Below are 21,509 nucleotides of genomic sequence, written 5' to 3' on the forward strand. Positions count from 1 at the left end.
CAAGGAAAGCGAGCGAACTATGTTCATTACAGAAACAGAGCAAGGCAATCAGTTTTGGAACGAAAGTCATTTCGTTCCTCATTTTCAGCCCATCGTAAATGCGATCAATCGGTCGATCTCCGCCTATGAAGTCCTAGGGCGACAGTTCAATCCCGAAGAAAATTCATACCATTCCCTCGGTAGTCTTTTTCATAGCCGTGAAAAAGATATGGTACCCATCTACAATATCGATCGTATCCTCAGGGAAAAAGCAGTCCTGCAATTGAAGGAGTCGAACCTTAGAACCAAGTTATTTTTTAATATGATGCCAAATTTTCTTTCTCGCGTGCATCACACGGACTTATTTGCAGAAAATTTTCACATCATTCAACTCATTGAGAAATACGGTATCAATAGAAATCAAGTTGTCATTGAAATCACGGAAGATGAATTTGAAGGATCCATTGAAAGGCTGATACAAATCGTACAAATTTTTAGAGATTATGGTCTTAAGATCGCAATCGACGATTTGGGTTCTGGCTTTTCGAACTTGGAACGGATTGGCTATCTCCATCCAGATATCATGAAAGTGGATATCCAAATCATGAGAGAGAGTTTAAATAAAAATTCTTTCAAACAAGTCTTAGGTGCGATTTCGGAAATGTCTCAGAAGCTGGGCTCTCAACTTCTTTTTGAAGGTATTGAAACGGAAGAAGAAGTCAATCTAGCTTTGTCCATGGGTGCGAACCTTTTGCAAGGCTACTACTTTTCGACACCAAATCCTAGTTTTCTAAATCGAAATACCTTTACGGAAAAAATGACACATGTTTTAGAAAACTTTAGTCATAAGAGGTCGATTGAACTGGTAGAGAAGGGAAGACGTGAGCAGGTCATCATTGACCACTTAAACCAGGTATTTAGTGGCTTAGAAGACGCATCTGACGATAACTTTGTATTCTACTTTGGAACCATCTTAAAAACGTTGCCTAAAAACATTTTGAAAATTTTTGTCTGTGATAAAGATGGCTATCAGATAACGCCCACATACGATCTCGATCGAATGGCAGGCGGCTATTTAGAAAAGATCACACAGATTGGAAACAATTATGCTTGGAAACCATACTTCTTAAAACATAAAGCAGAATCCGATCGTTTTCAAAAAAAATGGGGCGTTACGTACCCTCTTTATGACATTCAGAATCAAAATCAATATGTGATTTTTACATTCTCTTTAGCACAATCCCGAATCCTCATTGCCCAGGTGGACTGGACGGATTAGGAATCGTTTGTTTTTTTAGATTGGAATGATTTCTTGGTAGTAGAGAATCGTCTAAACGTAGAACCATTCTAAAAATATAGTTTAAGGGATACAAAATTGTCCGTCCTTCTAGAAATTCGCGAACTGCGAGCAGTCGTTGGAGAAAAAGAGATTCTGAAAGGAGTCAATCTGAGCATCGGAGCCGGTGAGGTGCATGCCATCATGGGACCAAATGGCTCAGGGAAAAGCACTCTTTCCAATGTATTGTTAGGCCACCCTCACTATACGGTCACTTCCGGTGACATTCTTTTTAAAGGAGAGTCGATCCTCCACTTGCCAACCGATGTACGCGCGAGACTCGGTCTTTTTCTTTCCTTTCAATACCCTACCGCACTTCCAGGGGTCTCCATTGGGAATTTTTTAAAATCGATCTTAAAAGCCCACAGAGGGAAAGATGTCCCTGTAAAAGAGTTTAAAGCGGAGCTGAAAAGCGCCATGTCCTTATTAGATGTTCCAGACTCATTTATTTCTCGTTATGTGAATGATGGATTTTCGGGCGGAGAAAAGAAAAAGGCTGAGATTCTACAAATGAGTTTACTCAAGCCTGCACTTGCCATATTGGATGAGACCGATTCTGGCCTTGATATTGATGCCTTACGAATCGTCTCTGAGGGCATTACTTCCAATCGATCGAGTGAGCGTTCGATACTTTTAATTACGCACTACCAGCGAATGTTGAACTATGTCATCCCAGATTTCATTCATGTGTTTGCGAATGGCAAGATTCTTGAGACAGGGGGCAAGGAACTTTCTCTCAAGTTAGAGGAGCAAGGTTATGATTGGATACTGGAAAAGGCCGGGATTAAATAATTGAATGCAACGGTTTTAAATCAAAAATCTACGTCGAATTTTATACCTGAATCTCTGGTTTCGTGGTGTAAATCAGAAGCGAAAAAACATTTTGATCTTCTTTCCTACCCAAAGATATCTGATGAGATTTGGAGAAAGTTTCCACTTCAACAATTAGATTTTGCTGAACTGATCAATAATGAATCTGAATCTAACATTCATGGAATGGAAGATACTCATTTTGATCTAAAGAAAAACTCCGAAACAGCAAAACGCATGTTAACAGAGATGCTTCAGATGGCGAGTGAAAATTATTTTGCACTCTATACCATCCTGCAGGCTGAAAATTTTTATTTTTATGAACTAGATAAAGACGCAAAGGACGAAATGTATTATGACTTCCAATATGAAGTTTCACAGGACAGAAACGCATTTTCAGTGATTCTCTTTTCAGTAAAAGAAAACTGTCAGACAAAATTAATGGAAACCTACCTCTCCTCGAGTCTCAGCGAAAATCAACATCTTCTCGGTTCCATATCATTCTATAAACTCGGATCAGGATCAAAATTAGATATACTTTATGAAGAGAAATTTGATGAAAATCTAGTTCAATTCAGATGTCAGGTTTCAAAGCAAGAAAACGATAGCCAATTGAACATTTTTTCCTTTCCGAGTGGAGGCTTTCGTAAAAAACATTTTTATCATCCAGAGCTCGACGGAAAAGGTTCTTCGTATTTTTTAACCGGCGTTAGTTCCCTTGTTCGAAGAGAGTTGCTTGATATCGATGCGAAAGTGACACATTTAGCCTCCGACTCGACGAGCAAGATCATCTATAAGGCCATCGTAAATGATAAAGCACATCACATCTTTACAGGCAATTTGGCGATACCGAATTCGGTTAAAAAAGTAATCGCCCACCAAGAATCTCATAATCTTTCTTTAAATAAAAAAGCAAGGGCAGAGGCGAACCCGAAGCTTGAAGTTATGGCAGAGGATGTATCTTGCACGCATGGTGCGACCGTTGGAGATATTAACGAAGAGCAGTTGTTCTATCTTCTTTCACGAGGATTAACACCCGAAGAATCAAAATCCATTTTGGTTGCCTCTTTTTACGAAGAAACAATAAACAAAATACCATTTCCTGATCACATTAAAGAATCGGTTTCTGCAAAGATTAGAGCTAGTGTTTTAAGGAATTAAAAGTGGCATTTCTCAAATTAGCAAAAACAGATCAGGTCTTAGAAGGAAAAATTTTAGTAAAAAAAACAAAATTTACCAACATCATTTTGACTCGTTTAGATGGGGAATTTCTTGCCTTTGAGGATGTTTGCACTCATGACGGAGAAATAATCTCCTGCGGAAAACTAGAAGGTGAGGTAATTACCTGTCCTAGACATTTTGCAAAATTCAATATCCGGACTGGTGCCGTTCTTGCCAAGCCAGCTACCGAGCCCTTAACTTTGTTTCCAGTAAGAATCAATGGTGATGATATAGAAGTGGATTATGAGGATGCTTTTTAATGCTTGATCCATACCAGCTTAAGTTAGACTTCCCAATTCTTAATACAAGAACTCCCAGTGGCAAAGCACTTGTATATTTGGACAATGCTGCGTCTTCCCAAAAGCCCAGTTCGGTAATTGAAGGAACGACAAAATACTATTCACAAGAAAATGCGAACATACATAGGGGTATCTATCATCTCTCGCAACATGCCACTGAGTTATATGAAAAAACGAGAATCAAGACTTCAAATTTTTTCCGAGCACAATGTGCGAAAGCCATTATTTTTACAAGGGGAACAACCGAATCGATCAACCTTGTCGCCCAAGCCTGGGGTAGAAACAATATCCAAGCTGGTGATGAGATTGTGTTATCTGTGCAAGAACACCATTCCAATTTGGTGCCTTGGCAGATGTTGGCCTTAGAGAAAAAGGCCGTATTGAAGTTTATTCCCATAAAAGCAGATACCACCTATGATCTTTCTGGCTTAAAAAATATCATCACGAGAAAGACAAAGCTCGTAGCGGTCTCGCAAATGTCGAACGTAACGGGAACCATTCACGATATTCTACCCATCATAGAAAGGGCCAGGCAAGTCGGAGCAAAAGTACTCATAGATGGGGCTCAGTCCTCCTCACATTTAAAAATTGACTTAGTGGGAATGGATGTAGATTTTTTTGCTTTCTCTGCCCATAAGATGTTAGGGCCTACGGGCGTGGGAGTTTTGTTCGGGAAAGAAGAAATACTTGAGGAGATGCCCCCTTGGTTAGGTGGTGGGGACATGATAGAAACTGTAAATTTAGAATCATCAACCTATGCTAACCTTCCTGCCAAGCTAGAGGCTGGAACACCAAATATTGCGGGTGTCATCGGATTCTCCTATGCTCTTGATTACCTTTCAAAAGTGGGAATGGAAAATATCCATTCTCATGAGCAAGAAATCACTGCCTATGCTTTGGAAGAACTGAGTCGTATGGGTGGGATCAAACTATATGGAACAGATGATCTTTCACAACGTGGAGGAGTCGTTTCTTTTACAGTGGAAGGAGTTCATCCGCATGACGTAGGTTCCATGCTAGATGAAGAAGGTGTTGCCATTCGTGTAGGGCACCATTGTTGCCAGCCACTCATGCGAGAGTGGTCTATACCCGGAACCTGTAGAGCTTCTTTTTATTTGTATACCACAAAAGAAGATGTAGATGCCTTGGTGGCAGGTTTACATAAAGTGAAAGCCATATTTTCTCGTGTCGCAAGAAAGTAACAACCAATACCAAGATTTCCTAAATTGGAAGGAACTTGGCATCTGGGAGGTAGCGAAACAATCACACACAATTCTAACTGCCTCCAATCCACTTTGTGGAGATCAAATATCTCTTCATTGTATTGTTTCAAATGCAAAGATAGAGATTGAGTCGATGAATGGCGAATCCTGTTCCGTTTGTATGGCAAGTAGTGGCATTCTCTTTTCTCGACGAGAAAAATGGGATCTATCCAGTCTAAATCGTTACCAGGGATTCATTGAAAATTTTCTGCATGACAATCGTAGTTTTGAAAGTTTTAATACAGAAGAAATTCAGTTTTGGATGTTAATGAAACAAAATCCAGGGCGACATCGGTGTGCGTTTCTACCGTTTCAAGCTCTGAGAAAAGGATTTTTAAAAGAGGAGAAAGCATGATTACCGAACCATCAACAGAAAAGGAATGGGAAGTCTTTCACAGCATACGATCCGTTGAAGATCCTGAGATTGGAATTTCACTCGTAGAATTAGGCCTAATCTATGAGGTAAAAGTAGAAGTTGATAAGGCTTTGATCAAGATGACTTATACTTCTCTTGCTTGTCCTTCTGGACCAGAAATGAAAAAGGACATTGAAAATCATGCACTACGAGTTGACGGGATCAATGAAGCGATCGTCGACGTAGTATGGAATCCCAAATGGGATCCTAGAGAAATGGCGAGTGAAGACGCAAAAATGCATATGGGCATTTATGATTGAGGCAAATCTCTTTGTTCTTTAATCTCGAAATATTTAAAATCCAAGCCTTGGTATCGGTATTGTTTATTGTCCAGTGCCAACCAATCCAGAATATCAGGTTCCGGACTTTACAGGTTCCCGAAGCACCTTCCCTGCTTCAGATTGAAGGAGCAGCAGAAAAAAGAGAGAGATTTGAATTTACGGGAAAAGAATTTGTAATCGCGACAGACCATCCTCTTGCCTCTAGTGCTGGACTTTATGCCTGGAAGGCAGGCGGGAACGTCGTTGATGCCTTTGTGGCTGCCAGTTTTGTTGTTTCGATTGTAAGACCGCACTCCACGGGACTTCTGGGAGGTGGATTTGCTGTTATCAATCTCGATCAGGGCAAAACCAAACGAGCCTTTGATTTTAGAGAACGAGCTCCGATCGCAGGAAGGAAAGAAGCTTACGTTGATAACGAAGGAAAACCAATTCCTGGAAAAACTGTCAATGGTCCATTTAGTGCAGCGACTCCAGGAATGATTCCGGGACTTCTATTACTGCAAAAACGATATGGACGCTTACCTCTTGCTAAAGTTTTGGAACCTTCCATTCAAATTGCCAAATCAGGATTTGCCATTTATGGTGATTTAGCGCGTGTTATTAAGTCTAATTGGGAATTAATGAATCCGGAGATGAAGGAAATATTTGGAAAGGAAGGTCGTCCTTTATTAGAAGGAGAACCATTAGTCCAAATTGACTTATCTACAGTTCTTGAAAGGTTAGCACTTCTTGAGGAGATGGAGATCAGAGAGGGACAAACCGCTGAAAAAATCGCAAAATTTTACGTACCTTATCAGGAGCACATTCGCCTTCAGGATTTAAAAAATTATAAAGTCAATGAATCCGAGCCTATTGTCGGTTATGCCTTTGGAAAAAAAATCATAACGATGCCGCCTCCTTCCTCGGCAGTTCACCTACTTACGATTTTCCAATTATTAGCAGAATTGCAAAACAGAAAAAGTCTTCCAACCGGTGAAGTTGGTGAGATCATTCGATTAACTGAATCCATGCGGGTCGGATATAGGGATCGTGCCGAATTAGGTGGAGATCCGAAATTTACAAAAATAGATGTTCAATCACTTCTCTCACAAGTTTATATTAAAACCGAAGCAAACGCAATCGAGAGAAAGATTGTTTCTGGTGCTTGGACATCTACAATCGGAGACTTAAAAACTGAATCTTATAATACAACTCACATCTCCGTAATGGACAAGGATGGAAATGCTGTTTCTAGTACACAGTCCATAAATGGGAGTCTCGGTGCGAAAATTGTTGTTCCCGGAACGGGACTCATTCTAAACAATACCATGGATGATTTTGCCGTTGCGCCAGGATTTCCAAATATCTACGGGCTTTTGGGTTCTAACGCAAATGCGATTGAGCCAGGAAAAACACCTTTGTCAAGTATGTCACCCATGATCTTGTTAGACGATTCGGGAAAAAGTGAAATCGCCATCGGAGCTCCTGGGGGATCTCAAATTCCAACAACGATCTTAAATACTTTATACCAATATAAAACCAAAGGTCTTTCGCTTTACGAAAGTGCCTCTCATCCTAGATACCACCACCAGTACCAACCAGATATTTTATTTGTAGAACCAGAGGCAAAAGTCCGATTTCCTCTGACAGAACTCCCATTTTATCAAGTCCAATATGTTAGGCATAGGGCAAAAGTTTTTGCTGTCGCTCGGGAAAAAGATGAGTTGATCGGCGTTTCCGACCCGCGTGGAGAGGGCGTGCCCCTTGGTTTTTAAAAAAATATGAAACATAAAAAATTACTTTCTCGAAATTATAAGAAAACTGCTAAAAATCTACTCACAACGTCAAGAGTTGATTGTTTACTTTCCGCCAAACATGGCTTAGAGAGGGAAGCATTACGCATTGATGAAAAGGGTCAGCTTTCCATGAAGGATCATCCTCTTAGTTTAGGCTCGAGTTTGATGCATCCGCTCATCAAAACTGATTTTGCAGAACCACAAATCGAATATGCAACGAATGCATACAAAAAAATAGAAGATACAATTTTGGAGTTAACGGAATTGCATTCTTTTACCTTAAAGAAATTAAAAGATGAAACACTCTGGCCATTTAGTATGCCCTGTCCATTGCCGTCAGAAGATGAAATTCCTGTTGGAAAGTATGGAACAAGTAAAGAAGGACGAAAAAAGACAATTTATCGAAAAGGACTAGGACATAGGTATGGAAAAAATATGCAGACCATCTCTGGTGTGCACTACAACATCTCCTTTGATAAATGCCTTCTTGCCACTGTGTCTGAAGTAAGATATAAGAAACCTCTGGATAAATATACTCAATCTGAGATATATTTAGATACCATTCGTAATTTCAATCGGTTATCGCCCGTATTATTCTATCTGTTTGGTGCCTCGAGTCTGGTTGATGAATCGTTTTTAAAGAAAAAGAAGGGTTTAAAAAAAATTGCAAAGGGAACATGGAATGCAAAACATGCGACAACACTTCGACTTTCGAGTATTGGTTATACGAGTAAAGTCCAAGCAAAAGTCCCGATATCCGTTAATTCCTTACGCGAGTATTCTGGGTCAATGTGTGCCGCGGTTTCCAAATCTTATCCAGATTATAAAAAATACTCTGTCAAAAAAGAAGAGCAACTGAATGATCATTATTTGCAAATCGAGAATGAATATTATTCTCTAGTCAGACCGAAACAAATTCCTGAAGCAGATGAAAGAGTGATCGATGCTTTGACACAAAGGGGGATCGAATATTTAGAAATTCGTCTTCTTGATGTTGATCCTTTTTCTCCGATCGGTGTTGAGGAAAATGAACTGCGCTTTGTTCATTTGTTTCTTCTATACTGCCTTCTTGCAGATTCTCCTAAGGCAGATAAACTTGAGTTAAAGGATTGGAGGAAGAACCAGGACAAAATATCATGGTCGGGCCGAAATCCGAAAACACAGATTAAAGTATTTGGTGAGAAGTGGAAAGTGACAGACTTAGTTTATCAGGTATTAGTTGAATTGCAAGAAATTGCGGATTTATTAGATGAAAAGGATTCTGAAAATATTTATTTTTCCAAAGCTTGGGAAGCACAATGGGAGAAATGGAACGACGAATCCTTGCTTCTATCCTCTCAAACAGAAATGGATCTAGTTGTGAATGGGATGGGATTTCAGGAATTTGGATTGAATCTGAGCAAAAGCCATGCCCAATATTTGAGAGACCTGCCGCTACCTCCTCAGAAAATGAATTTTTTTGAAGAACTCGCCAATCAGTCCTTATTCGAACAAAGACAAGTTGAATCTTTGGAAGGTTCAGATGAGAAAAAGAATCAAAAACCAATCGTTCTTGAACCGATTAAACTTTGTGCCGGAATTAATTAATGTCGAATCTTGATTTGCCAAGGGGGTATGAGGATCTAGAAATTTCAACTCAGATCATCCTCCGAGAAGCATTCGCTCTTGGGATCGAAGTTGAAATCATTGATCGTAAAGAAAATTTTTTAAGATTAAAAAAGGGAAATCACCAAGAGTTTGTAAAGGAAGCTTCTAAAACCAGGCTCGATAGTCTCATGACTTATTTGGTTATGGAAAATAAAATAGCCTCTAAACTCGTTTTACTTGAACACGGAATACGGGTGCCGCAAGGAAAGAGTTTTTCGAACATCGATGCTGCATTGGAAAATTTTCATCTTTTTGAAGATATGAAAAAGGTAATCAAACCTGCGACGACCAATTTTGGAATTGGGATCGGAATCATGGAGGCTGGAGAATCCCTTCAAATTTTTGAAAATCACCTAAAAGTAGCATTTTCTTTTTCGACTTCGGTGATAGTAGAGGAATTTATTGAGGGACCCGAATACCGTTTTCTAGTGTTAGGAGATGAAGTTGTTGCCGTTTGCAATCGTGTTCCCGCCAATGTTAAAGGAGATGGAAAGTCAACGATCAAGCAGTTGGTAGAAAGTAAAAACCAAGATCCGAGAAGGGGAGAAGGGCACAAAACTCCTTTGGAAAAAATCCAAATTTCGGATATCGAGAAACAGATCCTCCTGCAACAGGGATTAACGATTGAGAGCATTGCTCCTATAGGACAGGTCGTTTATTTACGAAAGAATTCTAATATTTCCACAGGGGGAGATTCATTAGACAAGACAGAGTTTGTCCATCCCGAGTTTAAGGAAATTGCATTGAGAAGTGCACGCGCTGCCGGTGCGGTCATTTGCGGGATTGATATCATTTCAACACAAATTGAAAAAAAACCAGATCCTAAATTTTATGCGATTTTGGAAATTAATTTCAATCCTGTATTGTATATCCATGAGTTCCCATATGAGGGAACTCCACGCCGCGTCGGAAAAAAGATTTTACAACTTCTTGGATTTTGAATTTAAGAAAATTTATTTTCCAGATAGTGAATGATATCCGCCGACTCATACATTTTCACATCTCCATCGACCATAAACGGAACTTGAGATTGGCCTCCAAGTCGGACAACTTCTTCTCGACCTGGTGATCCTCGTAATGCCTCTACTAATTTATAATCTTTTCCAACTTTTAGACCCAATGCCTCGAGTGCACTTAACACTCGATAGCAGTAGGGACAACCAAAATAATGATAAATCTTTATCATGGATTTAGGAACCGATTTTTTTTTGTAACTCTCCAGAGTTCGCCATCTGAACCGTGATGTCATGACCACCAATAAATTCACCATTTACATAAAGTTGTGGGATGGTCGGCCAGTTTGTAAATTCTTTGATCCCTTCTCTGATATTCATATCTGAGAGAACATTGAACGATCCAAACGGAATATTCAGTTTCCTTAATGTACTGACAACACCAGCCGAAAAACCGCATTGCGGCTGGTCTGGGGTTCCCTTCATAAATAAGAAAACGGCACTCGATTTAATTAAATCCTCGATTTTTGTTTTTACGATTTCTTCCATCATTCACTCCTTGTTTCTAATGCTAATGCATGTATTTCTTCTTTCAACTCGTCTTTTAGTGTGGCGTAAACCATCCTATGTTGTTCAATCAAAGACTTTCCAGCAAATTCGCTATATGTGACGACCGCTTTTATATGAACTCCATCTTGATAAGGATCGAGTATTTCCACTTTCGAACCAGGCAGTCCGTTTTCTATTTTTTTTTGAATTTCGGGAATGGTCATTTTTAAAGGATACCTGCTAAATAGGATTTATGGTCTTTGATGTATTGTATGTATCCTGCTTCCACTTCCGGCAGAACAGAGTTTATTACGGAGGGTCTTGATAGAAGTGTCTTTGCCCAAAGTGCAACCTTTGGCATATTTTCATACAACATACTGAATTCATTGCGAGCATGGATCAAGAATTCCAAGCGCATGAAGAACGGAGCATACGATGTATCTACCAGACAAAACGTATTTCCCGAAAAATAAAGTTCCGCGCCATTTGCTTCCGGAAGTTCGTTTTCCAGGAGAGCAAATTTATTTTTGATATCGTTATATTTTTTTGAATATTCAACTTCTTCTTTAGCGAGTGTTAGCACATACTGATCCGATAGCAGAGTGCTTGCAAATTCCATCCAGGATCGATGTTTTGCTTTTTTTAATGGATCTGAGGGATGTAAACTCGGAGGATTGGTCTCGTTTAAATACTCGTTGATCACTGCCGATTCAAACAAAACTTCATTTCCGATTTGCAAAACGGGAACTCTTCCGAGAGGAGAAATCTTTAAAAACCAGTCTGGTTTGTTTGCTAGATCGATATACGCAATGTCAAAACTGACATTTTTTTCTTTCAGTGTGATCACAGATCTTTGAACATACGGGCATAATTTAAAGCTGATTAATTTTGGTTTGTTCATTTTAATCCTTAGACTCGATTTCTAAAGCGTGCAGACCATTTTTTAATTCTGCTGCGAGCAAGCTATAGATTTTCCGATGCTGTTCTACAAGGGGAAGATCTTTAAAAAGTGGAGAGGAAATTTTTATCTGGAAATGTGTCTCTCCGCTGGGAGAAGAGCCAATATGACCTGCATGCCGATTCGAATCATCAATGACGAGGAGCTCAGACGGTGTGAGCGCCTGTTCGAGAATTTGATAGATGCGCTCTTTTCTAGTTTCTAATTCCATAACCTGTTTGCATCAATCGGACGTTGATATAAAAGAGAAGGGCAGAAAGTAGGCTGAGTATGCCCAGTGAAAAATAGACATTCACATCACTCACTCCCAGAAATCCATATCGAAAGGCATTTACCATATAGAGTATGGGATTTCCATAGGATATGATTTGCCAAACCTCTGGTAAATTTTTGACCGAATAAAATACCCCACCCAGATAGGTGAGTGGCGTCAGAATAAATGTCGGAATGATGGTTACATCATCAAATTTTTTAGCGAAGAGTGAATTCAAAAAACCGCCTAGAGAAAACAGTACGGAAGTGAGAAAGACGGTAATTAAAATCAGAAACCCATTATAGATCCTAAGCTTGGTAAAACAAAGCGAAGTTAAAGTCACTAAAAAACCTACAGATAGCCCTCGGACAACACCGCCAAATGTATATCCCAGAACAATGGTATAAGGTGAAGTAGGCGAAACAAGAAGCTCCTCAATGTTTTTCTGCCACTTGGTTCCGAAAAAAGAGGATACTACATTTCCATACGCATTTGTGATCACGCTCATCATAATGAGTCCAGGCACAATGAATTCGATATAAGTGAAATCTCCAATCTTACCGATTTGCCTTCCTACCAGTTCTCCAAAGATTAAAAAATAGAGAGCCATGGTAATCACGGGAGGAATGAGCGTTTGTATCCAGATGCGAATGATTCGGTTCCATTCTTTTCTAACAATGGTAAGAAGTGCGACTAAGTTTTGTTTTAACATCAGGTTCCCTTTTTTTTGGTAAGGTTTAAGAAAAGCTCTTCGAGTCGATTGGATTTATTTCTCAAACTTGATACATTGATTTTAAGTTTTGAAAGTTCACTAAATAACTCATTGATTGATTGTTTTTTGCTGATTTGGACTTCTATCGTCTTTTCATCCGTCCATAGAAAATCAAATTTTTTGGAAACTGGCAATTTTTTCGGACTGTCTTTGACATCGATGATAAAGGTTTCCTTCGTAAGACTTACCAATAGCTTTTTCATGGAAGTATTTTCGACGATCTTTCCATGATTGATGATGGCAATGTTACGGCAGAGAGACTCAGCTTCTTCCAAATAATGTGTTGTGAGAATGATGGTTTTTCCTTTCTCATTTAGATCCGATAAAAATTCCCACATGGACCTTCTAATTTCAATATCAACACCAGCCGTAGGTTCATCTAGAATTAGAATTTTCGGATCATGGACGAGAGCGCGAGCGATCATGAGTCGTCGTTTCATCCCACCAGATAGTTGGCCTGCCTGAGATTTTCGTTTGTCAATCAGTGACAATTTTTCTAAATAATGGTCTACTTTTGCTAAGGCATCTTTTTTCGGAATTCCATAATAACCGGCTTGGTTGATCAAAATGTTTTCAACAGTTTCGAAGATTCCAAAGTTGAATTCCTGAGGGACGATTCCGAGAAAGGTCTTTGCAAGCTCTTGGTTTTTGTCTATGTCGACTCCACATATGGATACGGTTCCTTTCGATTTTGTGATCAATGAACTTAAGATGCCGATGGTTGTGGATTTTCCTGCACCGTTTGGTCCAAGCAGGGCAAAAAAATCTCCATGCTCGATTTGTAAGTCAATCGAATTTAAGGCTCTAACGCCGCTAGCGTATGTTTTTTCCAAACCTTGGATGTTGATGGCTAAATCTGAATTGTGATTGGGCATTATCTTCCTACGTGTTTTCTCGTTAAATGATGAGTTTCATATTCGTGGTGTCTTCCTTCCTTTCTGAGCTTTCTTTGCTCTTCAATCGGAAGGTGTATGAAGTCAAGACAGCGCTCCGAACAACAATTTTCCATTTTTTCTTGGCAGGACTCGCACTGAACAAACAGAACATGGCAACCAAGATTTGCGCAATTAGTATGCCTGTCCGATGGATTTCCGCATTGGTAACACACTGTCAATATATCGTCTGTTACTTTTTCACCTAACCTGTCATCGAAGACGAAATTTTTACCTTTAAATTTGGAACTCAAGCCATTTTCTTTTATGGCCTTTGCGTAGGATATAATCCCGCCTTGCAACTGATGGACTTTTTTGAACCCTTTATGTTTTAAATAGGCGCTCGCCTTTTCGCAACGAATGCCACCCGTACAGTAAAGGAGTATTTTTTTATCTTCCTTTCCTGCTAATATTTCTTCTACCATTGGCAATTCTTCACGAAAGGTGCCGGCATCTGGACAGATGGCATTCTCGAAATGTCCCACTTCAGATTCATAATTATTCCGTAAATCTACTATGACAACTTCTGGTTCGGTTAAAGCCTGATGGAATTCTAAAGGACTGAGATGAGTTCCCACATCGCTTGCATCAAAGGTATCATCCTTTAGCCCATCAGCGACTACTTTCGATCTGACCTTTACTTTCAATTTTAAAAAGGATTCCTTTTTGTTTTCCACTGCATCGTTAAAGAATACGTTTTTTAGCTCCCGATGCGAGTCGATGGAGTTTCTGAAACTTTGGTATTCATCTGTCGGAATGGACACTTGGGCATTGATCCCTTCCTGTGCAATATAGATCCGTCCGAGTGTTCCCAGCGGAAACAGAGTTTCATAGAGCATGTCACGAAATTCTCTCGGATTTTCGATTTTTACATAACGATAAAAAGAGAGGACTTGTCTTTCTCTCGGATCACTTAACACTTGCTTTAGTAAGGTATCTTTGTCGTATTTGTTGAATAGAAGGATTTTTTTCATTTCATTTTCCCTTGGATTGGTCTCGCATGTCACGAACCTTTCGGAATGCATTTCTTGTGACTTCTGGCAACGCCGGATGGATATAGATCATCGCAAGCATTTGGTCGAGGGTTGCTCCTAAATCGATCGCGAGAATGAGTTGGTGTATGAGGTTACTTGCCTCATCCCCAATGATGTGAGCACCTAAGAGCTTTTCTGTTTCCTTATCTACTAGAATTTTTACAAAACCTGTATCACTCAGCCTCGCCATGCCCATGGCAGAAGACGAGTATCGATTGACTCCTTTATAATACGGTTTACCTTCAGTGATCAACTGTTCTTCGGTTTTTCCGACAGTTGCAATTTGCGGGTGGGTAAAAATAGCTGAGGGCATGGATGGATACTGGATCGGTTTTTGCTTTTGATCTAGATACAGATTTTTAAAAAGATACTCACCTTCAAAATTGGCACTATGTCTAAAAAAATATCTACCTATGACATCGCCAAAAGCATAGACGCCTGGCACATTTGTTTCCAGAAATTCATTAACTTGGATGTATCCTAACGGATTGCATTTGATTTGGGTATTTTCTAGACCTAAGTCTTCGCTATTGGGAACGATGCCTGTGGCTACGAGTAATTTCTCAGCGGTAAAGACCGCATGGTTGCCGTCGCTTTTGATTCCACTTACAGAAAAGAGTTGGTTCTCAAATTTGACACTCTGGATCGTAAAATGAGAATGTATAGGAAAGGGGAGGTGGGATTCGAATTCCTGACGGATTTCCTTATCGACTTCTCGCAAAATATCTGTTCTTGTTAAGCCTACCACATCACAACCGTAAGCTTTGTACGCAGCTCCGAGTTCAAGGCTAATAAACCCAGCTCCTATTACGATTAAGGAGGAAGGAAGCAGGTCATTCCTAAGTGCCTCCCTGGAAGTCCAATAAGGCGTTCGGGAAAGTCCATCTATAGCTGGAATTTGTGGCCTTGTCCCTACCACAATGAATATATGTTTGGCGGTAAATTTTTCACCGTTTGCTTCGAGAACTTTATCTGATACAAACCTTGCATGGTAAGGAAAGTATTCTATATTAGGATTTTTTTCGTAGGCAATGGGAATGGACACGGAATCTGCATCTACGGTCGCGGAGACTCGTTTCGAAATGGCCGCAAAATCTGCTTGGAGTTTTCCCTTGGTATCGATTGGATATTTGAAGGCGGATTCACTTTCCCAAAGAAGCTCAGTTGGGTAGATCATCATTTTGGAAGGGATGCAACCTCGATTCAAACAGGTGCCACCCGGGGTCTCTTTTTCGAAGACGGCAACCTTTTTCCCTAACTGGGAAGGTGGTGTCACAAGCTTGGTCCCTGCACCCGCACCAATGACGATGATGTCAAATTCCTTCATCTACGATTACATGGTAAGAAAGGTGAGGTTTTCTGTAAATACCGCTTCAGGGAATAAATGGATTTTTCCTGCCTTGGATTCGTTCGATGATTTCATTTCTGCGAATTTCAAAGGCATCAGCGGGATCGTTTTCGTGCCAAAAAAGGTAGAGTTTTTTTGTTTCCGAGGGGATGCGAACGCCCCATTGCATTTCCATATACAAATAGATTCGGGCAATGTCTCCGCGAATGGCTTCTCTAGGTTCGGCGACATGAGTTTTAAAATCTACTTCAAAATCACATTTTCCATATTCTCGATTTTCTCCTTCAATGATACCAAAAGGAAAGTGGCCTCGATCATTATTGATTTCACCAGGAGACGGAACTAAGTTGTGTAAGTCGGCCTCGATTTCACGAAAAACAGGGTCCGTTGCAGAACAACACTTCCGTCCTCGTACGATCTTTCCCTTCGATTCACAATCTTCCTTTTTCCAGCAAGCCCTATCCTTACCAAAGCTATAAGCAGGAACGATGTGTTCCCATTCAATCAGGTAACTTCTATCACTTCCTGTTCTGCTGGTAAGTCCACAACTTTCATTTAGAATTTGGAAGCCTCCTTTTTTCTCGGTGTCAGGTGTGAACTGGCAACCGCAATAAAATTCTTTTCCGACATTTCGATAGATGCGCCTGAGGAATTTTTTAGCTTTCGAAAAATCTGTTACGACTGTTGTATGAACCTCTTCTTCTTCACCATCAATAGAACAGCTAGAAAGAAAGGATAAAAATAAAAGCAGCAATACGAATGGGAGACGGTAGGTGAGAGGAAATGGCATCTTGGTAACTAGTTTACCATTTGTCTCGGACAGAACGCAGATAGATGAATAGATTTTCCTCTGTTTTGGGGATCTCTGTACCCATCGATTGAAAAAAATCCGGACAGTCATTGAAGATTTCTCGTAAGCGGAAGAATGGATTGATTTTCTTTTCCTTTCCGAGCGTAGCTTCAAAAGGACTCGCCTCATTGTGATGATGACTCACCCATTCCTGCATCTCCTTAAGAAGGTCATTTTCTGGTTCCAATGTTAAGGAAAATTTCAGATTATTTTCAATATAATCATGACCAGGATTGATCTTGATATGATCAGGTAAGGATAATATCTTTGAGTTCAAAGTTTGAAAGAGGGTCTTGGGATCGCCACCACGGTAACAATTTCCCACTCCACCATGAAATAGAGTATCACCGGTAAAAATCTCCTTGGATCCGGTTGCGTCACCCATCACATAACACAAATGGCAGAAAGTGTGACCAGGAGTTTCCAAAGCTTTCAGACTCTCACCCTCGGCCTCGAACGCAACATCACCTTCTTTCAAAACTTCATCCAATCCCGGAACAAGACCAACGGTTTTGGGATGGGCAAAAATCTGTGCCTTCGTTGCCTCCTTCAATTCCAAATTTCCTGCTACATGGTCTTTATGTTCATGCGTGTTCAGTATTCGTTTTAAAGAGAGTGAATTTTTTTTTAAAAAATTTACAATTTGTTCTGCAGAATAGGGATCGATGCAAATTGCCTCCCCACTTCTTTCTGAGTACACTAGGTAGGTGTAGTTTCGAAGTGGAGAGTGAGTGTAGATTTGTTTTACACTCAAATTTCGCATTTTAGTATAAGATTCTGGTTCGTATCGAATTCGGATGAGCCTTTATCTTGTTTTTCAATTCATCACCTAAGTTCTTATCAATTTCCATAGATAAATAACCAATGTTCGCTGAAGTGCTAAGGTTTTGTGTCAGTATATTTCCACCTAAGTCAGTAATGATCTGGTTGATATCCCTTAAAAAACCTGGTTGGTTTTTGTGGATGTTTAAAATTCGATGGTGAGCTGGTTTTAAATTTCCAAGTTCTATATTGGGAAAATTAACTGAAAAAGTAGTGGAACCATTATTGATAAATTTTAATAACTTTTGAGCCACCTCGGTTCCGATATTCTTTTGCGCTTCTTCCGTAGAACCGCCGACATGCGGAGTCAAAATCACATTGGGCAATCCTTGCAATTCACTCTTAAAAGGGTCATCATTCGATTTTGGTTCCTCAGGAAACACATCAATGCCTGCACCCGCAATTTTTCCAGATTTCAATCCTTCTGCCAGGGCGCCGATATTTACCACTTTGCCTCTGGATAGATTGATCAGGTAAGAACCATTCTTAACTAATGCGAGATGCTCTCTGTTAAATAGATCTTGCGTTTCGGGAGTCTCAGGAACGTGGTAAGTGATAAAGTCGGCTTGTTTTAAAAGTTCCTCATAAGATGTTACGAAACTTGCGTTTCCAAGTGGCAATTGGGCAAGTATATCATAAAAAATCACTCGCATCCCCATAGATTCTGCGAGGACCGAGACTTGCGATCCAATATGTCCATAACCGACGATACCTAAAACCTTTCCTCTGACTTCAAAACAACCTTTGGCAATTTTATTCCATTTTCCAAGGTGCACATCCCTAGACTGATCGGTTGCCTTTCTGGCAAGCATGATGATCTCAGCTATCACCAGTTCCGCAACAGAGCGGGTATTACTATAAGGAGCATTGAAAACAGGAACAGCAATTTTTTCAGCTTCTTCCAAATCTACTTGGTTGGTTCCGATGCAAAAACATCCTATGGTAAGAAGACGGCGGGCATTTTTTAATGCCTTAGCAGTAACATTCGTTTTGCTGCGAATTCCTAGGACGTGAACCTCGCCGATGCGGCGAACCAGCTCATCTTCTTCGAGAGCATCCTTCTCAAGGACGACATCAAAGCCGTCTCGTTTGAAAAGTTCATAGGCGTCTTTGTGGATGTTTTCAAGAAGTAGGACTTTGATTTTTCCCTTAGGGTAAGATTCCATATAAGAACAGGTTTTTTTCCTTTGCGAAAGCTTGCATCTCGAAAAAGGTGAAACTTGTATGGAAAGAAATCATCATTTACTCGCCCTTCGAGGCCTTCTCCTAGCAGGATTCACTGCCTTGAGCCTTGGCTGCCAATCAAGTCGTGCCTACCAAATCCAGTATGAACCTACGATCGAACAACTTACGGCCGAGTCAGAGGAAATTTGTCTGAAACAAACTTTGTATTTTTTCTCTCGTAAACCTTGTATTAGCATCAAAGGGGAAAAGGACAATACTTCCGGTGTCGTCCAATACTATTTTAGATACGAAATTGGCACCTTTGATGTAGATCTTCCTTTAGGGACCAGTCTGAAATTGGGAGATGTTTGGTACAACTTGAAAAAGTCAGGGACCAACTACACCGATACCATCTCTATCAGTTCGTTCCTGGGCCCAGAGATCTTGCCAGCTCTCGCTTCTGCTTCAAAAATAGAGGTGAGTTATACGAATCGTTCAAGGACTGAAAATTACATACTTACCGAATCCCAGAGCAATCGCCTGAAGGAAGACTTTGTCAAAATCCAGCGCCTTCTAGAATCAGAAAAGAAGATGAACATCCTAAAGAAATAAAGCAACCGAGAGTCTAAGGGCTCTCGGTCATTCGCTTTTATTCAGGTCGCATCAGTGGAAAGAGAATGGTATCTCGGATAGAATGTGAGTCTGTAAGTAACATCACCAGTCGATCGATTCCGATCCCAAGGCCACCTGTTGGTGGGAGTCCATATTCGAGAGCGCGGATGTAATCATCGTCCATCATAAACGCTTCATCATCGCCAGCTTCTCTCTGCCTTACTTGTTCCTCAAATCTTTCTTTTTGGTCAAAAGGATCGTTTAACTCAGTGAAGGCATTGCCAATTTCACGGCCGGCAACATAAGGCTCGAATCTTTCCACATAACGAGGATCATCTTCTCTTGATTTTGCCAGAGGAGAGAGTTCTTTCGGAAAATCTGTAATAAAGATAGGCTGGATGAGAAAAGGTTCTACAAGGGAGCTAAACACCTCATCGCAAACCTTCCATATCGATACACAATCATCGGCATCTACTTTTACAGCTTTTGCCTTTGATTTGGCATCATCGAGACTTTTGATTTCACTAAAATCAATTCCAGAATATTCTTTAATGATATCCACATATTTGATTCGCTTCCAAGGAGAAGAGATATCGATCATTTCTTTTCCATAAGCAAACTTTGTACCTTTTCCAATCGCCTCTGCAACGGATATCACCATTCTTTCCGTTAGGCTTAGCATAGTTTCCATATCCCCAAAAGCCATATATGCTTCCATCATCGTAAACTCTGGGTTGTGTTTGGTAGAGATACCTTCGTTTCGAAAATTACGATTGAGTTCAAAGACCCGGTCCATTCCTCCGACGATGAGCCGCTTCAAATAGAGCTCAGGAGCAATTCGTAAAAAGAGGGTTAGATCTAAGGTATTATGGTGTGTGACAAATGGTCTGGCAGCAGCTCCCCCGGCAATCGGCTGCATCATCGGTGTTTCCACTTCGAGAAAACCTTCGTTCGTTAAAAATTTGCGGATTTCTGAAACGATGCGAGAGCGCATCTTGAATGTCTCACGCACATGGTCGTTGACAACAAGATCTACGTAACGCATACGGTACCTTTGTTCGACATCCGAAAAGGCATCAAAGATCACTCCATCTTTTTCTTTAACAACCGGAAGCGGGCGGACACACTTGGCTAACAATGTAACTGACGTCAGGTGGAGTGTGGTCTCTCCTTTTTGGGTTTGGAATAACCAGCCTTCTATACCGATCCAGTCTCCTAAGTCTAGCGATTTAAAAAGGGCATAGTTTTCTTCGCCCAAGTCATCTCTAGTGGCATACAATTGGATCAAACCATCCTTATCTTTGAGATGGGCAAAACTTGCTTTCCCCATCACACGCTTGGCGTGTAACCTTCCACCTAATTTAAAGGATTTTTTTTCAGTAATTGCTGGATCAAAACCAGCAATCAAGGAAGTGGAGTATGCGTTCGGAAAGAAACGTAATGGATAGGGATTGATCCCTTTTGCTTTCCAATCTTTAATCTTTTGAATGCGTTGTTCAATGAGCTCGTTTGTGTTGTGAATGTCATCCATTTAGATGATACCTCTAATTAAATAATATAGATAGCGAATGTACTCGTAGGCAACTTCTCGAAACCCGTCATCGGACAAAAACCAACTCGAAGCTGTCATGTCTGATGGGAAAAGAAAACATGAAATTTGAACCGGAAGTGAAGAGAGATTTTTCTGATACACTTTTAGGATTCTCTTAGATTCAAATTCTCGTGTAAGGAGTAAAATGGATTTAAGATTTTCCGAGACAATGACTTTCAAAATATTTTTTGCTGCTTCATCCGAATCTCCAAGCCTAGAGGGTGCAATGGTTAAAAATTGAATGGCATCAGTACTAACTTGTAAAGCCGCGAGATTTGCTGTAATTTTCTGTTCTTTTTCCGTTTGCGAAATTAATAGATTGTCTGCTTTATCTTCTCGAATAACGACAATTAATCGAGAAAATGTTTTCTTTTGGTATAAACTGGCAATCGACTTTAGAAATTTTTTGGATGGCAGGGATTGGGTCTCAAGGATCGCGAGATCCGATTTATGAAACGGCTCGCTTACCTTAAGCACATAGGGGGCTGCAAACAGAAAACTCAAGAAAAGGATTACCGGACTTAAAAAACCAATGGTATAAAGCTTCAGTCGGAAAGTAAGATCAGATACTTGCATGGCCTATCACACAACCTTACCCTTTCAGGAGTGGGGTGTGACAAGAGAAAATTGATCTCCTTGACGAAAG

25 protein-coding genes are annotated in these 21,509 nt (G+C 40.2%); 11 read left to right on the forward strand and 14 right to left on the reverse strand.

What is annotated here, in order from left to right; genetic code table 11:
* Window positions 1–19: 19 nt before the first annotated feature.
* The 10 genes from EHQ58_RS13345 to gshAB all read left to right on the forward strand — a co-directional run bounded on the left by EHQ58_RS13345 (window position 20) and on the right by gshAB (window position 9,966).
* Window positions 20–1,258 carry an EAL domain-containing protein gene (locus tag EHQ58_RS13345; RefSeq protein ID WP_135624401.1) on the forward strand — a complete coding sequence of 413 codons (1,239 nt, stop codon included), beginning with the start codon at window positions 20–22 and terminating at the stop codon, window positions 1,256–1,258.
* Window positions 1,259–1,354: 96 nt separating this feature from the next.
* Window positions 1,355–2,107: a Fe-S cluster assembly ATPase SufC gene (gene sufC, locus EHQ58_RS13350; RefSeq protein WP_135624402.1), complete on the forward strand. Its 753-nt coding sequence runs from the start codon at window positions 1,355–1,357 to the stop codon at window positions 2,105–2,107.
* The gene (locus EHQ58_RS13355; RefSeq protein ID WP_246047359.1) at window positions 2,108–3,286 is read left to right on the forward strand and encodes a SufD family Fe-S cluster assembly protein; all 1,179 of its coding nucleotides are present in this window, start codon (window positions 2,108–2,110) and stop codon (window positions 3,284–3,286) included.
* Between the two features lie 2 nt (window positions 3,287–3,288).
* The gene (locus tag EHQ58_RS13360) at window positions 3,289–3,606 is read left to right on the forward strand and encodes a Rieske (2Fe-2S) protein (RefSeq protein ID WP_135624403.1); all 318 of its coding nucleotides are present in this window, start codon (window positions 3,289–3,291) and stop codon (window positions 3,604–3,606) included.
* A complete protein-coding gene (locus EHQ58_RS13365; protein WP_135624404.1) occupies window positions 3,606–4,847 on the forward strand; it encodes a cysteine desulfurase in 1,242 nt (413 codons plus the stop codon). Before EHQ58_RS13360 ends, EHQ58_RS13365 begins: the two co-directional genes overlap by 1 nt.
* Window positions 4,831–5,262, forward strand: a complete 432-nt coding sequence (locus EHQ58_RS13370) for an iron-sulfur cluster assembly scaffold protein (protein WP_135624405.1) — start codon at window positions 4,831–4,833, stop codon at window positions 5,260–5,262. The genes EHQ58_RS13365 and EHQ58_RS13370 overlap by 17 nt, the downstream gene beginning before the upstream one ends.
* Window positions 5,259–5,582 (forward strand): metal-sulfur cluster assembly factor, encoded by a 324-nt coding sequence (locus EHQ58_RS13375; RefSeq protein ID WP_135624406.1) that lies wholly within the window; start codon window positions 5,259–5,261, stop codon window positions 5,580–5,582. Before EHQ58_RS13370 ends, EHQ58_RS13375 begins: the two co-directional genes overlap by 4 nt.
* A gap of 11 nt (window positions 5,583–5,593) precedes the next feature.
* Window positions 5,594–7,357, forward strand: coding sequence for a gamma-glutamyltransferase (ggt, locus tag EHQ58_RS13380; protein WP_246047360.1), 1,764 nt, complete (start codon window positions 5,594–5,596; stop codon window positions 7,355–7,357).
* A 6-nt stretch (window positions 7,358–7,363) separates the two neighbouring features.
* On the forward strand, window positions 7,364–8,965 hold the full coding sequence (gene gshA, locus EHQ58_RS13385; RefSeq protein ID WP_135624407.1) for a glutamate--cysteine ligase: 1,602 nt from the start codon (window positions 7,364–7,366) through the stop codon (window positions 8,963–8,965).
* Window positions 8,965–9,966, forward strand: a complete 1,002-nt coding sequence (gene gshAB / locus EHQ58_RS13390; protein WP_135624408.1) for a bifunctional glutamate--cysteine ligase GshA/glutathione synthetase GshB — start codon at window positions 8,965–8,967, stop codon at window positions 9,964–9,966. The genes gshA and gshAB overlap by 1 nt, the downstream gene beginning before the upstream one ends.
* Before the next feature lie 2 nt (window positions 9,967–9,968).
* On the opposite strand, the gene EHQ58_RS13395 is transcribed toward gshAB, so the two are convergent.
* The 12 genes from EHQ58_RS13395 to serA are packed head-to-tail and all read right to left on the reverse strand — an operon-like array spanning window position 9,969 to window position 18,662.
* A complete protein-coding gene (locus EHQ58_RS13395) occupies window positions 9,969–10,211 on the reverse strand; it encodes a glutathione S-transferase family protein (protein ID WP_135624409.1) in 243 nt (80 codons plus the stop codon).
* A gap of 4 nt (window positions 10,212–10,215) precedes the next feature.
* The gene (grxD, locus tag EHQ58_RS13400; RefSeq protein ID WP_135624410.1) at window positions 10,216–10,527 is read right to left on the reverse strand and encodes a Grx4 family monothiol glutaredoxin; all 312 of its coding nucleotides are present in this window, start codon (window positions 10,525–10,527) and stop codon (window positions 10,216–10,218) included.
* Window positions 10,527–10,751, reverse strand: a complete 225-nt coding sequence (locus tag EHQ58_RS13405; RefSeq protein WP_135624411.1) for a BolA/IbaG family iron-sulfur metabolism protein — start codon at window positions 10,749–10,751, stop codon at window positions 10,527–10,529. Before EHQ58_RS13405 ends, grxD begins: the two co-directional genes overlap by 1 nt.
* A gap of 2 nt (window positions 10,752–10,753) precedes the next feature.
* Window positions 10,754–11,428: a glutathione S-transferase family protein gene (locus EHQ58_RS13410; protein ID WP_135624412.1), complete on the reverse strand. Its 675-nt coding sequence runs from the start codon at window positions 11,426–11,428 to the stop codon at window positions 10,754–10,756.
* A gap of 1 nt (window position 11,429) precedes the next feature.
* Window positions 11,430–11,696: a BolA family protein gene (locus EHQ58_RS13415; protein WP_135624413.1), complete on the reverse strand. Its 267-nt coding sequence runs from the start codon at window positions 11,694–11,696 to the stop codon at window positions 11,430–11,432.
* A complete protein-coding gene (locus tag EHQ58_RS13420) occupies window positions 11,680–12,450 on the reverse strand; it encodes an ABC transporter permease (protein WP_135624414.1) in 771 nt (256 codons plus the stop codon). Before EHQ58_RS13420 ends, EHQ58_RS13415 begins: the two co-directional genes overlap by 17 nt.
* Window positions 12,450–13,385, reverse strand: a complete 936-nt coding sequence (locus EHQ58_RS13425; protein WP_135624415.1) for an ABC transporter ATP-binding protein — start codon at window positions 13,383–13,385, stop codon at window positions 12,450–12,452. Before EHQ58_RS13425 ends, EHQ58_RS13420 begins: the two co-directional genes overlap by 1 nt.
* A complete protein-coding gene (trhO, locus tag EHQ58_RS13430) occupies window positions 13,385–14,416 on the reverse strand; it encodes an oxygen-dependent tRNA uridine(34) hydroxylase TrhO (RefSeq protein ID WP_135624416.1) in 1,032 nt (343 codons plus the stop codon). Before trhO ends, EHQ58_RS13425 begins: the two co-directional genes overlap by 1 nt.
* Before the next feature lies 1 nt (window position 14,417).
* Window positions 14,418–15,803 (reverse strand): dihydrolipoyl dehydrogenase, encoded by a 1,386-nt coding sequence (locus EHQ58_RS13435; RefSeq protein WP_135624417.1) that lies wholly within the window; start codon window positions 15,801–15,803, stop codon window positions 14,418–14,420.
* A gap of 46 nt (window positions 15,804–15,849) precedes the next feature.
* The gene (locus EHQ58_RS13440) at window positions 15,850–16,614 is read right to left on the reverse strand and encodes an endonuclease (protein ID WP_135624418.1); all 765 of its coding nucleotides are present in this window, start codon (window positions 16,612–16,614) and stop codon (window positions 15,850–15,852) included.
* 13 nt (window positions 16,615–16,627) lie between these two features.
* Entirely contained in the window at window positions 16,628–17,437 is an 810-nt protein-coding gene (locus tag EHQ58_RS13445; RefSeq protein ID WP_135624419.1) for a hydroxyacylglutathione hydrolase, read from the reverse strand.
* A 1-nt stretch (window position 17,438) separates the two neighbouring features.
* Entirely contained in the window at window positions 17,439–18,662 is a 1,224-nt protein-coding gene (serA, locus tag EHQ58_RS13450; protein WP_135624420.1) for a phosphoglycerate dehydrogenase, read from the reverse strand.
* Window positions 18,663–18,720: 58 nt separating this feature from the next.
* On the opposite strand from serA, the gene EHQ58_RS13455 reads away from it, so the two are divergent.
* Window positions 18,721–19,272, forward strand: coding sequence for a hypothetical protein (locus EHQ58_RS13455; protein ID WP_135624421.1), 552 nt, complete (start codon window positions 18,721–18,723; stop codon window positions 19,270–19,272).
* 37 nt (window positions 19,273–19,309) lie between these two features.
* Here the strand turns inward: EHQ58_RS13455 and lysS are convergent, their stop codons facing one another.
* Both lysS and EHQ58_RS13465 read right to left on the reverse strand, forming a co-directional pair.
* Window positions 19,310–20,794, reverse strand: coding sequence for a lysine--tRNA ligase (lysS, locus tag EHQ58_RS13460; RefSeq protein WP_210412829.1), 1,485 nt, complete (start codon window positions 20,792–20,794; stop codon window positions 19,310–19,312).
* A gap of 9 nt (window positions 20,795–20,803) precedes the next feature.
* A complete protein-coding gene (locus EHQ58_RS13465; RefSeq protein ID WP_135624423.1) occupies window positions 20,804–21,439 on the reverse strand; it encodes a hypothetical protein in 636 nt (211 codons plus the stop codon).
* Between the last annotated feature and the right edge of the window lie 70 nt (window positions 21,440–21,509).

The organism is Leptospira ognonensis, from assembly GCF_004770745.1.
Lineage (GTDB): Bacteria > Spirochaetota > Leptospiria > Leptospirales > Leptospiraceae > Leptospira_A > Leptospira_A ognonensis.